Source organism: Rhodococcus sp. DK176 (genome assembly GCF_038447315.2).
GTDB lineage: Bacteria > Actinomycetota > Actinomycetes > Mycobacteriales > Mycobacteriaceae > Rhodococcus_F > Rhodococcus_F jostii_A.
The window spans coordinates 16,018-30,470 of record NZ_CP118324.1 but is presented as its reverse complement, the minus strand read 5'-3'; the positions used below and the strand labels follow the sequence as shown (position 1 = coordinate 30,470).

Here is a 14,453-nt window from a genome sequence, read left to right as displayed (position 1 = left end):
CAATCTAGGCGCTCGGACACCAAGGTGGCAGCGGCTGATCATCTGTGTACCCAGATGGATAGTCACCACCGGTTAGCGGGATGTATAGGAACACTTTGTAGCAGGGACGCGCCGGTACCTCGCCCGGCTCAGATACTGGCGCGGTGACATTGAAGTCCTCTTGCGTTGGAAAGACCCAGCAGTTAACTGCAGGGAAGCTCGGCAGGTAGTGCTGGACGCACGCCTTGGCATTGTCCACCATCGTCGCAAAGTCCTGCGTATTCGCAACGTACATGACCTCGACCTTGCCTCTTGGATTCTCGCCAACGACCTTGTAGTCAGCTATCTGCGACTCGTTGAACCCTTCATCTGTTTCGTCAGGCACCGGCTCACGGGCGATACCGTTGTCCCATGCTCGGTTCGGGCCGGATGAAGTGTCGCCAGAGTCGGCCGACGAGCAACCTGAGAGCGTGGCGATACCGAACATGGCTGCGACGAACCCCGTACCTAGCTTCATGGTGCCCTCCTCGATCGCGCCTCCAGCAGAGCTACAGATCCCTTGAGTACCCGCGAAGGTGGTCCGCTACCTACGATAAGCCGGTCCGCCTATGTCTTGTTCGCTCTCGGACCAGTACCAGGCATAGGTTTGCTCAGGCTTGCGGCCGAGTATGAGCATCCGGCGGCAGAAAGGCCCCCTGGCATGAACGCGAAGGTCAGCGCCCGAGGTTCCCGTCGCGTACTGGCTGTGGCGGAAGAAGAATGAAGTAACGATGACAAAAGCTGCGCAGCGACTTCATGGCTCGACCGGAGATCAGTTTGAGCGAGTTGTTCGCCGTCGACCGATTCGTGGAGTGATTAGAACAATGTGGACTGATCCGGTCCAGGGTCTGTCTTCGCCCGTAATACCGCTTCTTCGTTGTAGCCGCACCGCAGTGCTTCACGAATTGCGAGGGAACGGTCGACTCGAGATCGTCCGTTCCCGTCGAGGAGGGTGTGCCCGGATAGCCGACCGAGGGCGATCGCAAAGCGGACGTTCTCCGAGTACGTCGACTGCACCAAATGCTTCGCGTGGACACGTACGCAGAGCGGCTCGTTGCACTTGTGCTCGCACACCACACCGTCGTCCATCGGACCGTGCACCAGCTCCACCGAGAAGCGGTGCGCGAGGACCGTTCGCTGGCGGTTGTCGCGTTGGTAGTTGAAACGCCCGTACCCGTCCGGCGCGCTGATTGCGCCAGTCCAGTACCAACACGTCGGGGACTTCACGACCTTCGACCAGAACAGCGCAATCGTGCGCGCGTTCGGAACCAGTAACGTATCGACGGCGCGCCGCCGGCGAGTGCCGGCCGGAACGTCAACGGAGCCGGCGCTGGCGCCTTCAGATTCTTCTGCAGGCCACAACCCCGGCTCGACTTCTTCAGTCACCGATCACCCGGAACACGCGTGTTGCCGTACGACTGATGTCGCTCATAACGGCCCCGGCCACCAGAATTCGAGCCACAGGTCGATCGCGCCCTGCCACACGGGCTGCAACCAGGGGAACACGTCGTAGAGGGTCACGGTCTAGCCTTCCGAAAGTTTCAGACCCCGCCCGGGCCGTCACGCCGAGGCGAGGGCTGGCGCGTCGACCGGTGCGGGCTGGGCCTCGTTCTTGTCTTCCGCCGCGGGCGCAGGCTGCTCTGCGGCCGGCGCCGACGAGTTCGCGGCGGTCGTGGCCTCGGTGGGTCGAGAGGCGGCGATGCCGGCCTTCTCCAGTTCGGCCGTCGACGACGCGATCAGTTCCTTCGCCTCCTTCTGGGAGATACCGAGAACGGTGGCGAGGTCGGCGTTCGATCCGCCGAAGGAGAACTGCACGATCGCTTGGGCGTACTCGAGTAACAGTGCGTCCTCGGATCCGCGCTGCGAGTTGTGAAGCTCCGCGAGTTTGGTCTCTGTGTCCTTCTTGGTCTGCTCGATTTTCGCTGCGGTGTCGGCTTTGAGCTTCTCGATCTTCTTCTCCAGACCGCTCTGCAACGACTCGATCCGACGGTCACGCGCCGCGGCGACCGAGTCCCTTTCGCGATCGAGGCGGGCGAGCTTCTCCGACACCGAGTTCAGCGGTTTCGCCAAGTTCTCGATGCGGTTCTGATGTTCGAGTGCGCGCTGCCGTGCTGCCTTGACGTTCTCTTCGACGTTCTTGACGGTGTGCAGTCGGCGGGAGCGGATCGCCGCCGCTTCAGATGAGGTGGCCATGGAGCGAAGTGTATCGGCTCGCCGCGGGTGGGGGCGGGTGCAACGCGGCGACGAAAGTCTGTGAAATAGACCCGAACCGAACCAAGACCGCCAAAGTTCGACCGAGCAACTACCTAACACCCTCGCCTCCGGCGAGAGGAAATCGTGCCTGACGGCACCGTATGAACAGGCCCTGCCTGCGGCAGGGCCAACATCTTTTACACACCTCTTGCACTAAAGGTGCCACCTGGCACAATGGTGGCCATGATGACCATCCACAAGCTCTCAGCTGGGGATGGATACACGTACCTGACGAATCACGTCGCTGCCGGCGACGCGACTGAGTCGAAAAAGGGCGATGTCATCGATTACTACAACGCCAAGGGCACCCCGCCCGGGCGTTGGTACGGGAAAGCAACGGCGCGAGCCGGAGTCGCCGTCGGCGACGTAGTCACCGAAAGCGCGATGCGCTCGTCGTTCGGTGCAGCGCGAACTCCGAACGCTTTCGCCACGATGCCGCCGGTCACGGCCTCGCAGCAGGAACGCTACGACTGGTCCGCCGCAACGGCGCTCGGGCGGCCGTTCAGCTGGTTCACCGCCTCCCAGGAATATGTCCACGAGGTCGTGGACCGCTGCAACGACTACAAGCGAGCAACGGGAGAGTTCCCCGAATCCGCGGCGAAGGATGCCATCAAGCGGGATGTCGCCATCCGCCATCTGAACAAGGCGAAGGGCGACAAGGCCGCTCTGCTCAGCGACGCACAGGTCACAGAGTTCATCGCTGACAGCTACCGGAAGATGCGGCAGCCGGTCGCGGGTTACGACCTCGTCTTCACCCCAATGAAGTCGGTCTCGCTGCTGTGGGGGCTGGGCGATCCGCGCGTCAAGGCGATCATCGAGGCGGCGCACCGCCAAGCCGTCGACGAGACACTGGGATACGTCGAGGACGAACTGACCTACACCCGGCGCGGCGCCGGAGGAACTCGGATGGTCAAGGCCGAGGGTCTGCTCATCGCCCGATTCGACCACTGGGACAACCGAGTCGGCGACCCGAACCTGCACACTCACTGCGCGGTCCTGAACCGGGTCTACGCGGAGAGTAAGTGGACCACCATCGATGGACGCATGTTCTACCGTGCGGCCGTCTCGGCGTCCGAACGATACAACACCCGAGTCGCGGATCTGGTAGCTCGCAGCCTCGGCGTGAGCTTCGCGCCACGCGCCGACACCCCCACCGGAAAGCAGCCGGTCTACGAAGTCGAAGGCATCCCACTCTCGCTGATCGAAGAGTTCTCGCGCCGCCAGGCCATCGTGGATCGGCAGGCAGAACTGGCCCGCGAATACACCGCCCGCCACGGCAAGAACCCGCCGAAGAAGGTCCAGTTCGCGCAAGCGCAGCAGGCAACGCTGGACACCCGCAACGCGAAGAATCCGCCCCGATCGATGGCAGAACTTCGGGCCGAGTGGGACGAGCGGGCACGCGCAATCATCGTCGACACCTCACCGCGGCAGCTGGTGGAAGATGCGCAGACCGGTCACGACAACCGGCCTCCGTTCGGCCCCGCCGACCTCCCGGAACTGATCCGAAACGTCGAAGAAGACTTGTCCCGCAAGGTCGGAACCTGGACCGTCTACAGCCTCACCGCCGAGGTTCAGCGGCAAGCGAGAGCATTCAGCTTCGCCGACGACCTCGACCTGGACGTCTATGTCCGCGCGGCCGTCGACACCCTCGTGAAGAACCATTGCATCCCCGTGTTCACCGAGATCTACGTCGCCCCGGACAAGCTGTCCGAGACGATCGAGGGTGGCCTGGTTCGGCTGCACACCGTCGACCGCACTACCATGCGCTACACCTCCGAGTCGGTCCTCGCCGCTGAGTCATTCATGCGCAGCAAAGCCGACGCCGAGAGCGAACTGACCGTCGCGGATCGTGTCATCCGGCGCCAGATCCGGAAGATCGAGAAGGCAGTCGCGAAGGAATCGAAGATCGACGGGTTCCATCTCGGAACCGATCAGATCGCGATGATCGAGCACTTCCTCACCGCCAAGAAGACGGTCGCTGTAGCCGTCGGCGCCGCCGGCGCCGGAAAGACCACCGCCGCCAAAGTGGTCGCCCGCGCATGGGAGCAGACCAACGGCAAGGTCATCGCACTTGGCCCGTCCGCCCGCGCCGCGGAAGTTCTCGGATCGGAGATCGAGGTCGAGGGCCGCACCATCGCGGACATCCTGACCCGCGACAAGCACGGCGTCCCGAATGGGATCGAGGCCGGCGACCTTCTTCTGGTGGACGAGGCCGGCATGGCATCGGCGCGAAACCTCGCCGACCTCACTCGAATCGCGGCGGATACCGGGGCCGTGGTGCGGCTCCTCGGCGATCACCAGCAGTTGGCCTCAGTGGAGTCCGGCGGCGTTCTGCGTGATCTCGCCGAGCGCACCTTTGCGCCGTTCCTGTCGAAGATCCACCGATTCCGCACCGAGGGCGAAGCTGCCGCAAGCCTGGGGCTCCGCGACGGCGACGAGAGCGCGATCGAGTGGTACAAGGAGAACAAGCGCATCAAGTCGGCCATGACCCACGAGCTCGCCGACAAGGTTTTCAACGCGTACGTCGCCGACGTCGAAGACGACGAGGTCACCCTCATGGTCGCCCCGACCAACGACCTGGTGCGCGAGCTGAACCTGAAAGCCACCGCGTACTACCGGGACAACGGCACCGTCACCGGGCCCGGGATCGTGCTCGCCGATGGGCTCGAAGGTGCAGTCGGTGACGTCGTGGTCACCCGCAAGAACAACAGCAAGTACGTCGTGAAAGACGACAGGGGCAAGCGCACCGGACGCGTCAATAACGGTGATCTGTGGACCATCGTCGAGATCGGCGCCGACGGCTCTCTGCGCCTGGAGAACCACGCCAGCGGCGGCCGCGTTGTCGTCGCCTCCGACTACATCGCCGAGAACGTCCAACTAGGCTATGCCGCCACGGTCCACCGATCACAGGGAATGACGGTCGGGTCCTGCCACGTCCTCACCTCCGCGGGGATGGACCGACAGGGCTTCTACGTCGCGATGACACGAGGCAAGAGCAAGAACATCGCCTACGCGGCCGAAGACGAGCTCCCCGACTGGGACTTCGAGCACCTGCCCGAGGAGCATCCCGGCGCTCTCGGGGTCATCACGGGGATCTTGGCCCGCGACGGATCGCAGCGCACCGCGCACCAGATGATCGAGCAGGCGCGCGCCCACGCCGAGTCGTTCGATGCGATCAAGGGCGGCTACATCGCCGCCGTCAGTGCCCTGTACGAGGAACACACCGCCACCCTGCTCGACGAAATCCTCACCGACAAACAGTTCACCTGGGTTCACACATTCGGTGGTTGGGACAGGATCGTCGAGACCGTCGCACAGTCAGAGACATTCGGCTGGGACACCCGCAAGCTCCTCACCGACGCCGCCAATGTGATGCGGGCGGTCGGCAAGGAGGGGAAGCTCGACGACGAGAAGAACACCCCCGGCAAGGTCATGGCCGACGCGCTCGAGAAGGCAACCGCACCCGGAAAACTGCCGCGTCGCCGTACCGACACGGTTGCCCGATACCGCGTTCCGTTCCTCTCCGAGGCTGCGGCCGGTGAGGACAAGATTCTCGCCGCCTACGCCCGCCAGCACCAGGAACAGATGCACGCCTACGTCGACACCTACATCGAGAAGGCGGTCGACGGCGGCGCGGAATGGGTCGCAGCGCTCGGCGACCCTGGCCCCGATCCGCGGAAGCAAGCCCTGTTCCACACTGCCGCCAGTGAGGTCGCGGTATCACGGATTCTGTGGAATGTGGGCGACGATGTTGCCGACCCGTTCGCATCATTGAATGAGGTCCGCACCGAGGCAGTGAAGAAGCAGATCGAGCAGATCACCGCGCCACGCCAGGCGGCCAGTGTCTACTCGGCGTACGCCACCGACGAGCTGAACACCGCCGCCGCGGCCGCGCGCCGACGTATCTCCGACACACGGGAGATGCTCGGGTCGGCGAAGCACGAACTCGATCGTGCGACCAACGAATCGAACACGGGCGCGGTCAATTCGGTCATCGCCGAGATCGAGGCCGACGAGCAGAAGATCCTCGCGGTGCGCCGCGCCCGTGAGATCCATGACCGGATCCAGCGCGATCCGGCCGCCACCGCCGCACAGATCGAACAGGCCCGCGCCGCACGGCAGGCCGCCGAAGCGGATGCGCCGTCCGAACGACGATGGGGTGCGATCGAAGCATCGGCGGCCGCGAACCGCGCCAATCACGGACGCCGTCAGCGGGCCGAGCAGACGGACGAGCGGGTGCTCGGGCAGCTCCAGACGCGAATCGCGCGACTCGAAAAGTTGCTCGCCACCGACCGGAAGCGGCTCGCGCTCATCGAGGCAGAACAACGTCACCGGACCGACAGCAGCGCTCGCGCACCCCAGCGCCGGAACGCACAGGTCACCGAGCAGCAGAACGACCCGGAACCGCCCATCTACGAGCATGAAGCACCGCCCATCTACGAGCAGGAACCACCGCCGCCCTACGACGAGGAACCGCCCTACGACGAGGAACACGATCGAGGCCCGGAGCTGTAGCTGAGCACTGAACATCCTCGCCGTTACCAGCGAGGGGGGAAACGAGGAGGAGAAGACGTGGCCGACATCGACCGAACCACCGACGAGTACCAGCAACGCATGGACGAGGAAGCCGATTGGGCCGAACGGAACTACGACGAGGAAGAGGTGACCGGGTACGAGGAGGAACTCGACCTCGACGCACCGCGACGCCTACTCGTACCGAGACGAACTCCCTCGGGAGAGTGGGAGTACCACGAGCAGGAGCCCGACGACCGCGAGGCCGGCATTCAACCGGTCCCCGGCCTATCCAACGAATCCGCGGCGGTCGACGCGGGCTCGCTCGAACCGCAAGAGCAACTCGACCTCGACCCGTCGTGGGCAACAGGCGAAGACGGTGAATGGGTAGCTGCCGACGATCCGGACCGGTCAGACGACTACGCACACTCGCCGGCACTCACCAAAGATCCCGCACCCACCCGCACCTCCATACGAGCGGTCGACGACGGAGTACGCGTCGACCCTGTGGCGGCGAGACCCCGCGACAACCAGACGAAACGGTCGAAGCAGCGCACCGCACCGCCGCCGAATCAGCGCGTGCACGACATCGCCGCGTTCCTGACCGACGTCGAGGGACGCCGTCGAACCGGCCAAAAGGTCGCCCGCCCCAAACCGATCCGTGAGGTGCTGGGCGTCTACCGCGGGGCACCGATCGACCAGACCCGAATCCAGGTCCTGGCCGCCGCAGCCGCGGCACGCCACCTCGAAGGCGCGGAGTCGGCCAACGCCCAACGCTTGAACAAGCTCGTCCAGGACAACGACGCACGGCTGCGCTCGCTGCGCGAGCACGACCGCCGAAACGCGGTCCTCTTCCACGCCGCCAACGAGACACCGAAAGAGGAAATCGATGCCGCCGACCAGGAGCGCATCGAGCGAGAGACGACCAACGATCGCCGCGTCTTCGACGCAGCATCTGCTGTCGCACTGGGATATGTCGCCGCGCGGGGTCTTCCCGCCTACGACCAGCTCGCCCAGCTTTCCGAAGCTCAGCTCGGTCCTGTGCCCGAATCTGCAGCGGAAGAATCGGGGGGAATTGCACGCGCCAACGGTGGCCAGTCGAAGGTCGACAAGACCAAGAGCGTGCTCGACTCGGTGGGACGAGGGCTCGCCCAAGCAGCCGGACCAGTGGCGGGCGACGACGACGTCGCCGCCAATCTGTCGCCGATCAATCTGACTCAGCTCAACGAAGAACTCGCGAACCTCGCCGCCAGCATTGCGCCCGCGATGAAGGCAGCCATGTCCAGCCATCCTCGATCCATCAAGGAACTCCTCAACGTCGAACAGCGGCCCGACGAAGAGAGCGAACTCGCCTTCGATCAGGAACCGGAACTCGACCGCGAACACCGCCGAAACACCGCGCACTCGGTCTAGAGCGGCCCGAATAGAGAAAGAGGTCGCCACCCCGCCGATCCGAGAACACTTCTCGGATCAGGGCGACAGGGAACCTTCCCCCGTCGACCATGGCAGTGGGTGGCGACCTCGTTCTCGTCGCTAGGCCAGTGTAGAACGTGCCTCCGACAAATCAGCACTGTCACAGTCGCTGCGTTGCCTTGCTGGTGACGGAGCCCGTCCCAGGCTGTGATCCGAAGCTCTGACCCGCGTAAGGCGCGCCAGCGGCGTCAACCACGCCCTACAGAAGAAATATCCAGTATGGAGAACCTGTCGTACGCGCCGGCTAGGACACTGAAAAGGTGACAAGTGCAGCAACAATAATAACGAGATTGGCTGCTGCATACGCGGCCGCTCCGTACCTGCCCGGAACTATCGGAAGACTTGAAACCGACGAAAATTCCCTTAACGAAATCCGAAGCCTCATCTTGTCCGCATCGAATCTGTCTTTTTCAGTCGACTCGTCCATAATCGACTTTTGAAAGTAATACTGCAAGTCATAGCTTAGTTCCTCAAACACCGCCTCTCCCCGCTTGCGTAACGAATCGAACCCGGCGATCTGAAACAATGCATAGAGAGTCACGGCGGCCGGGAAGATCCAGACTAGAACGAGTAGTCCGCGACTCTCCGAGAAAAGGGAGTAGCGGAAACTGTTGTAGACGATCATTGCCACTATTGATGCTCCTAAATTTAGGAGCGTGATTAAGACAACCTGGCGACCCCGCATCGCTAACCGCTCGGTCGAGTATTGAAGTCGATCGATTAGTTCATTGCGGACGTTGGATCGATGTTCTGTGGGTTCTGACGGTTCCATCGCTGGATCTACTGGTTCCATTGGTTTACCGAGTCGTCGCTGATCGGAGGAGTTCCCTCAGGAGATACTGTTGCAATTTGTACCTCGTATCATCGTCAAAGTTTCCCGATGTGGGTGCAATCCCGTAGAAGGGATGTCGAACAGACGAATAGCCAAATACTGACCGATTCCGAATTCCGAAATCGGTAAGAAGTGTCCCGTAATCTTCATCATTGTAGTAACGCAGGACTTTGTCCTTCTGAGGCCACCAGAGATCGGCCTTCGATACCACTGTAAAGAAGTATTCTGGCTTAGATCCCATCATAGGTCCCCATTCCTTTAGGGCCTCGATTTCAACTTTCCTGTGTTTTTCGAGCCAGGACTCCGAAGGTTGACCGTTTTCGACAGCCTCGTCCTCTCCATGCGTGTACTCGTGGTATCCCCAGCACGTAAGATTGATCACTCCAAGTTTCGGGGTTCCGAGCGCTCCAAGAATGGCCTGGCTGCGACGGGACTGGTGACCGATCTGGCCGGGGGTATCGATGAAGTGGAATACTTCCTTATCAATTTTGATTTTCTGTTGCTGGGCTGCGCTTGTGCGATTCAGCCGATCGATCGTCTCCGGAACGAGGCTCTGGAGTGACTCCAAGAAGTTGGTCTTGCCCACGCCTGTCGAGCCAAGTACAAGGACTGGTCTCTTTTCGGCGAAAGCATCCTTTAGTTTACCGAACCATCCTTGTTGCTGTGCAATCTGCACTATCTTGGCTGCTGCCGCGGCGGTGCTGAGTGGATCTGCCATTCTCGGGGCCCTCCTGGCTCTTTTTAGGAGAGCATTCCCAAAACGAAGTAGCCTCCGTCCGGCATCGAGCCTCCGTTCGAAGATCGTAACAAGCGGTTCGTTTCGACCCGATCAGACGATGGTCGGTGTTCTCGGGAGCGGGCCACTACGCCCACATCCAGCCGCCGTCGTCTCTGCTGTAGAGGATTTGCCCGCCTAGTGAGGCATCGACGCACGCGATGAGATTGCGATCGAGACCAGGATCCAATGCGCCGCAGTACAGCACGGTTGGCGCGAGCGCTAACTCTGAGGCCGCGTTGATCTCGATGTCGATGTCCAGGGAGGGTGTCTTTCCTGCGGCGTCGAGGATGCGGTAAGCGTCCGCGACTATCTGCCAGGTCAGATCCGTGGGGCCGTACCCATCGGGGCCGATGCTCACCGCCGGGCATCTCGGATTGTTCTCGAGGAGTGTCGGCCAGTCCACGGGGTCCCAGATCCGCGCCACCTGCAGGGTGGGTGCCTCCGGTGGACGGAGGAGTCCCGCGGTGACGTCGCGGAACCATTCAGGGACATTCGCTTCGTCGGTAAAGGTCCCGGTGGGACGGCGTCCGTCAGAGTTCCAGCAGATGTGCTGTCGAAGCTCGTTGTATTGGGCGCGTGCTTCGGCTGGCCACTGACTGGTCGTCATTGCAGCTCTACGTTCGACGCACCGGCGCCCGCACCCCCGGCATCAGGGATCCGGTCGAGTGAGCACCCGACCGAACATGTCGGAACCGGTGCAAAACCACGCAGCAGAGTGGCGAATAGGCCGGCGCTGAGCAAGACCCCGTATCCAGCTGGGTTGCCGGGAAGGACGTCGAGGAACACGAGTTCGATGACCGCCGGTATCGGGCCCACAGCACACAACACGGTGATGACCGTCGCCGCAGCCACCCGGAGCAGATTCGATCGGTCGCTGATGTAGGAGTTCCAGCCGAATTTGCGGATGTGGATGTACTCCGAAACAAGTGCGCAGAGGCCTATGAAGGCTCCGAGAGTGGCGGCCATGAGCGGCCACACAGGATCGAGCGCATGGAACAGGCTTTCGCTGGCGGTCATTCGAGACTCCTTTCGATCGAAAAGAGGCAGGTGCTCAGTCGGCTTGTTCGGCACGTAGACCGGGTGGCATGGGTTCGTATGGGAGGGCGGGCCAGCCCGAGAACGATCCGTCGGCCTTCGCATGGGACATGGGGCCGGAATCGCTGTCGAAGATCACCCGCAGATGCGGGTCGAGCTGGTGGATCCACCAGTTCGACATTGCCGACGCTTTGTCGGAGGCTCGGGCTTCTTCCCATCCAAACCAGAGGGATTTGAGTCGGCCGGCGACCTCGGGGTACAGCCACCATCTCGCGTCCCAGGCCAGACCGCTCTCGCCGCCACCGGGACCCATCTTCCGGCGGATGACCTGGGTGAACCATCCTTCGACCCATGCGTCGTAGCTGGGATACATCGGCTCGATCTCGGCGGTCTCGCCATCCTCTTCGTCGGCCTCGACGTCCTCGAGCTCATCGTCTTCGTCCTCGGCGATCTCTTCCGTGTCTTCGTCGGGGTCGAGGCTGGGATCGTCCCCGTCCACGGTGGGGTCGTTCTCGTCCACGGCGTTCGGGTCGTAGTCGTACGGGTTCTCGTACCCGGTCTCATCGTCGGTCTGCCACTCGTCCTCGGTTGCTGAGAGATTGACCATCACTGCCTTCCTTCCGCGAAGAATTCGGACTCGAAGATGTCGTCAACGGCATCAGGTGTTACGCCGAGGCCCGTGGTCGGCGTAACGACGTTGTGCTGAACGGGTACCTCGATCAGGTCCTTGTCGGCTGCGACAGCGATCCGTGGGATCGGGCCGGTGGGTTCCTCCGATGCCTCCCGATCGGAGAATCCGACCGGAAGCGCCTTCTGCTCGATGCGGTCGGTGCTGGCCTTGCACTCGGCGAGGGACCGCTTGATGTCCTCGGCGAATGGTGTGTTGCCCCAGAAGTTCTTGCGGACCAGCAGCGGCTTGCTGCCGCCCATCGTGACGATGGCCCGAGTTTGCGGAAGGGCCTTGAGGTCGTCGACGGTGAGGATCTTCTCCCGTTGGTGCGAGGTGCTGATTGTGGTTTGCCCACTGCCCAACATGCCGCCGCTTCGGCTGCGGTTCTCGACCTCGACGAAATGGTCGCCGATCTCGTCGGACAGCGAGGCCAGGAACCCTTTGTCGTTGACGTTGCCGCCGTACCAGATCATGTTGGCGGCATCGACCATGGCGTCGTAGTTGGTCTCACCCCACACCTTCTTCGCCTGCGACGGTGACTGCAAAATGGTGATGAGGATGCATCCGCGCGATCCGAAGTGCGAGTACCACTCGGGGAGTTGCTGCAGCTTGCAGATGTTCGCGGCTTCGTCGAGAACCATGACCGCCGGGATCGGGACCCGCCCGTCGCTCTGTTGGGCGCCGTACTCCTGCAATGCGTCCCCGATGGCGCCGACCAAGGCTGTGGTGAGCGCGGAGGCGGATCCGGCTCCCTTCTTGCTCATGGCGTAGACAGTGTCGGTACTGCGAATGACCTGGTCGATATCGAGTTCGGGCAGGTCGTGGACTTCACGGCCGGGGGTGACGAGGATTCGCCCGTCACTGTCCGTCCCGATCGTGATCCGGGTATTCGGCAGGATCGCCTCTTCGTAGCGAGGCTCGTCAAGAGGTGCGAGGAACCGGCGCGCCATGTCGTAGAAGCCGTCCCGCTGTTTGGCGTTGACGCTCTGCTTGCTCTGCATGGTGTTCGCGAGATCGGCGTACCCATTCTGGGCGAGCACCTTCACCGGGATCTGCGACTGTGTTTCGCGGAGCCAGTCCACCACGTGCCGAAGATCGCCGCCGGCGAGCGCGGCGGCGAGAAGGTAGGAGCCGAACAGGTCCCGGGCGGCACCGTCGAAGTAGGCGTCGACCCGGGCATTGTCGTCGGTGGCGGCGGAGATGAAGTAGTCGCACACCACCCGCGCCGACGGCAGGTCGTCGACGCGGCGCAACGGGTTGAACCAGAAGCTCGCCCTCTCACGCCGATTGCCGGTGGTCACACCTTCCAGGTCGAAGAGCCAGACCCTCCCCATCTGTTTACGCAGGTACAGGGTGTGGGTGTAGATGTCGGGCTTGTTGGACGTGCCAAGGCAGAATCCGGGGGCGTAGCAGATGGCCGGAATCGCCAGGGTCGCTGACTTTCCCATTCGGGAGCCGGCGATCGCGATGCATACCCACTCCCACGGCATCCGAAGTTCACGGTTCGATTTGACCGTGTTGCCCATGACGATGCCGCCGTGACCGGGATGAGTCTCGCTGATCGTCGGTGCAAGCCGCCTCGTCTCGTCGGCGGACGCGGCCGGGCTGGCCTGCTCGACGTCCCGCGGATCAGTCATGGAGTCGGCGTACTTGTCGATCCGCTTCTCCGCGCGTTTCTCCTGGATCTTCTCGAGCCGCCCCGTCTTCTTGAGCAGCCAGAACCCGCCCGCCACGAGCGCCGCGATGGCGACCACTTCTCCGATCAGTACAGCGGTCGCGCCACCCGGCCACGCCCGGTTTCCCATTCCCAGATCGAGGAACAGGCCGATCGGGTGCCACAGGATCTCCTCACCTCCACCGAGGTTGTAGGCGAATACCGGCAGGAAGGAGGCGGGGATCGCTACGGCGATGGCTTTGAGCACCGTCATCTCCTTGTTCCTGGTTACCCGGGGCCGGTCGCGACGCATTTCCGTCATGGTCGTTGTCCTTACTGGTAGCGGAAGTCGGTCAGACGCCAACCGTCGTCGGTGCGGGTGACGGTGGTGCGCCAGGTCTGTTCGGCGAGAGGGGTGCTCGATCCGGCGGTGTGAAGCACGGTCTGTCGGCAGCTGACGTCGATGACGACGGTCCGCATTCCCTCCGGAGCCGCTGGGGTGCTGTCGGCCTTGGTGCAGGAGGCGGTCAGTGCGTCACCGGCCTGCTGCCACGCCAACCACTCCCGATCAGGTCGAAGTCCAGTCGCTGCACCGTTGTCTTTGTCGACGGTGGTCGCCAGTTCCCCACCCAGCCAGGGGCGAGCGCGGTGCAACGCATCGGACTTGCTCTCGTCGACTGCGGGCTGCCACGAGAGGATTGCCTGCATCGCCGTGACGGCCGTGCCGTCCGCGTCGAGGTGCGCCGGGTCCAGGGGGTCGATGTGCACGTGATCGTCACTGCCCGAGGGCTCGTCATCGGTGCCGGATGAACCGCAACCGGCCAACACCATCGTTGTGGACAACACTCCCGTAAGCAGCAGTTTCGTCGAGAAGCGCATGGTCATACGTCCTTTCCTCTGTTCCGGGCTGCCTGCGCGGCGTCGAGCGGACGGCCAATCTGTTGCAGGACCACGAGCGCCACAAGAACAAGTGCCATGACGACTAACCCGACGCCGGCGCCGACAAAGAATTGCCAGGTTGGGATTCCGTCGCAATAGAAGTGGCCGGAGCCCTTCGGGAAGGGAACGCACCAAGTTCCGCGGTACGGGTCCGATGACCGCACCTCCCAGCCGTAGCGGAGGGCTGGCAGGCCGGCGACGCACATCATCAGCGCGAGAAATGCCGAGCGCTTCATCGGGTATTTCCGTTCTCGTGGGAGAGGATTGGGATGTTCGAACGAATGCGGAG

At 62.9% G+C, this 14,453-nt stretch carries 13 protein-coding genes; 2 read left to right on the top strand and 11 right to left on the bottom strand.

Features of this window, described 5'->3' with window-relative positions; genetic code table 11:
* Positions 1-4 precede the first annotated feature (4 nt).
* The 3 genes from PSR88_RS40645 to PSR88_RS40635 all read right to left on the bottom strand — a co-directional run bounded on the left by PSR88_RS40645 (position 5) and on the right by PSR88_RS40635 (position 2,211).
* A complete protein-coding gene (locus PSR88_RS40645) occupies positions 5-496 on the bottom strand; it encodes a hypothetical protein (protein WP_157180224.1) in 492 nt (163 codons plus the stop codon).
* A gap of 338 nt (positions 497-834) precedes the next feature.
* The gene (locus tag PSR88_RS40640; RefSeq protein WP_029539822.1) at positions 835-1,404 is read right to left on the bottom strand and encodes an HNH endonuclease; all 570 of its coding nucleotides are present in this window, start codon (positions 1,402-1,404) and stop codon (positions 835-837) included.
* A 174-nt stretch (positions 1,405-1,578) separates the two neighbouring features.
* Positions 1,579-2,211, bottom strand: a complete 633-nt coding sequence (locus PSR88_RS40635; RefSeq protein ID WP_016885110.1) for a hypothetical protein — start codon at positions 2,209-2,211, stop codon at positions 1,579-1,581.
* A 234-nt stretch (positions 2,212-2,445) separates the two neighbouring features.
* Between PSR88_RS40635 and mobF the strand changes: the two genes are divergently transcribed.
* Positions 2,446-6,786 (top strand): MobF family relaxase, encoded by a 4,341-nt coding sequence (mobF, locus tag PSR88_RS40630; RefSeq protein ID WP_016885109.1) that lies wholly within the window; start codon positions 2,446-2,448, stop codon positions 6,784-6,786.
* A gap of 57 nt (positions 6,787-6,843) precedes the next feature.
* A complete protein-coding gene (locus PSR88_RS40625) occupies positions 6,844-8,196 on the top strand; it encodes a hypothetical protein (protein ID WP_016885108.1) in 1,353 nt (450 codons plus the stop codon).
* Positions 8,197-8,500: 304 nt separating this feature from the next.
* Here PSR88_RS40625 and PSR88_RS40620 read toward each other — a convergent pair whose 3' ends face one another.
* From PSR88_RS40620 to PSR88_RS40585, 8 genes are all read right to left on the bottom strand, one after another.
* Positions 8,501-8,887 (bottom strand): hypothetical protein, encoded by a 387-nt coding sequence (locus PSR88_RS40620; RefSeq protein ID WP_157180223.1) that lies wholly within the window; start codon positions 8,885-8,887, stop codon positions 8,501-8,503.
* 166 nt (positions 8,888-9,053) lie between these two features.
* Positions 9,054-9,806 carry a GTPase domain-containing protein gene (locus tag PSR88_RS40615; protein WP_083853161.1) on the bottom strand — a complete coding sequence of 251 codons (753 nt, stop codon included), beginning with the start codon at positions 9,804-9,806 and terminating at the stop codon, positions 9,054-9,056.
* A 145-nt stretch (positions 9,807-9,951) separates the two neighbouring features.
* On the bottom strand, positions 9,952-10,473 hold the full coding sequence (locus tag PSR88_RS40610; RefSeq protein ID WP_016885105.1) for a hypothetical protein: 522 nt from the start codon (positions 10,471-10,473) through the stop codon (positions 9,952-9,954).
* Positions 10,470-10,883, bottom strand: a complete 414-nt coding sequence (locus PSR88_RS40605; RefSeq protein WP_016885104.1) for a hypothetical protein — start codon at positions 10,881-10,883, stop codon at positions 10,470-10,472. The genes PSR88_RS40610 and PSR88_RS40605 overlap by 4 nt, the downstream gene beginning before the upstream one ends.
* A gap of 34 nt (positions 10,884-10,917) precedes the next feature.
* Positions 10,918-11,508, bottom strand: coding sequence for a DUF4913 domain-containing protein (locus tag PSR88_RS40600; RefSeq protein ID WP_016885103.1), 591 nt, complete (start codon positions 11,506-11,508; stop codon positions 10,918-10,920).
* Positions 11,508-13,547 carry a type IV secretory system conjugative DNA transfer family protein gene (locus PSR88_RS40595; protein WP_029539821.1) on the bottom strand — a complete coding sequence of 680 codons (2,040 nt, stop codon included), beginning with the start codon at positions 13,545-13,547 and terminating at the stop codon, positions 11,508-11,510. Before PSR88_RS40595 ends, PSR88_RS40600 begins: the two co-directional genes overlap by 1 nt.
* An 11-nt stretch (positions 13,548-13,558) precedes the next feature.
* On the bottom strand, positions 13,559-14,110 hold the full coding sequence (locus tag PSR88_RS40590) for a hypothetical protein (RefSeq protein ID WP_016885101.1): 552 nt from the start codon (positions 14,108-14,110) through the stop codon (positions 13,559-13,561).
* On the bottom strand, positions 14,107-14,400 hold the full coding sequence (locus PSR88_RS40585; protein WP_016885100.1) for a hypothetical protein: 294 nt from the start codon (positions 14,398-14,400) through the stop codon (positions 14,107-14,109). Before PSR88_RS40585 ends, PSR88_RS40590 begins: the two co-directional genes overlap by 4 nt.
* Positions 14,401-14,453 lie beyond the last annotated feature (53 nt).

What these genes read in the sequence shown, in the direction of transcription:
- PSR88_RS40645 (WP_157180224.1), bottom strand. Translation starts at nt 496, where the DNA reads ATGAAGCTAGGTACGGGGTTCGTCGCAGCCATGTTCGGTATCGCCACG.
- PSR88_RS40635 (WP_016885110.1), bottom strand. Translation starts at nt 2,211, where the DNA reads ATGGCCACCTCATCTGAAGCGGCGGCGATCCGCTCCCGCCGACTGCAC.
- mobF (WP_016885109.1), top strand. Translation starts at nt 2,446, where the DNA reads ATGGTGGCCATGATGACCATCCACAAGCTCTCAGCTGGGGATGGATAC.
- PSR88_RS40615 (WP_083853161.1), bottom strand. Translation starts at nt 9,806, where the DNA reads ATGGCAGATCCACTCAGCACCGCCGCGGCAGCAGCCAAGATAGTGCAG.
- PSR88_RS40610 (WP_016885105.1), bottom strand. Translation starts at nt 10,473, where the DNA reads ATGACGACCAGTCAGTGGCCAGCCGAAGCACGCGCCCAATACAACGAG.
- PSR88_RS40605 (WP_016885104.1), bottom strand. Translation starts at nt 10,883, where the DNA reads ATGACCGCCAGCGAAAGCCTGTTCCATGCGCTCGATCCTGTGTGGCCG.
- PSR88_RS40600 (WP_016885103.1), bottom strand. Translation starts at nt 11,508, where the DNA reads ATGGTCAATCTCTCAGCAACCGAGGACGAGTGGCAGACCGACGATGAG.
- PSR88_RS40595 (WP_029539821.1), bottom strand. Translation starts at nt 13,547, where the DNA reads ATGACGGAAATGCGTCGCGACCGGCCCCGGGTAACCAGGAACAAGGAG.
- PSR88_RS40590 (WP_016885101.1), bottom strand. Translation starts at nt 14,110, where the DNA reads ATGACCATGCGCTTCTCGACGAAACTGCTGCTTACGGGAGTGTTGTCC.
- PSR88_RS40585 (WP_016885100.1), bottom strand. Translation starts at nt 14,400, where the DNA reads ATGAAGCGCTCGGCATTTCTCGCGCTGATGATGTGCGTCGCCGGCCTG.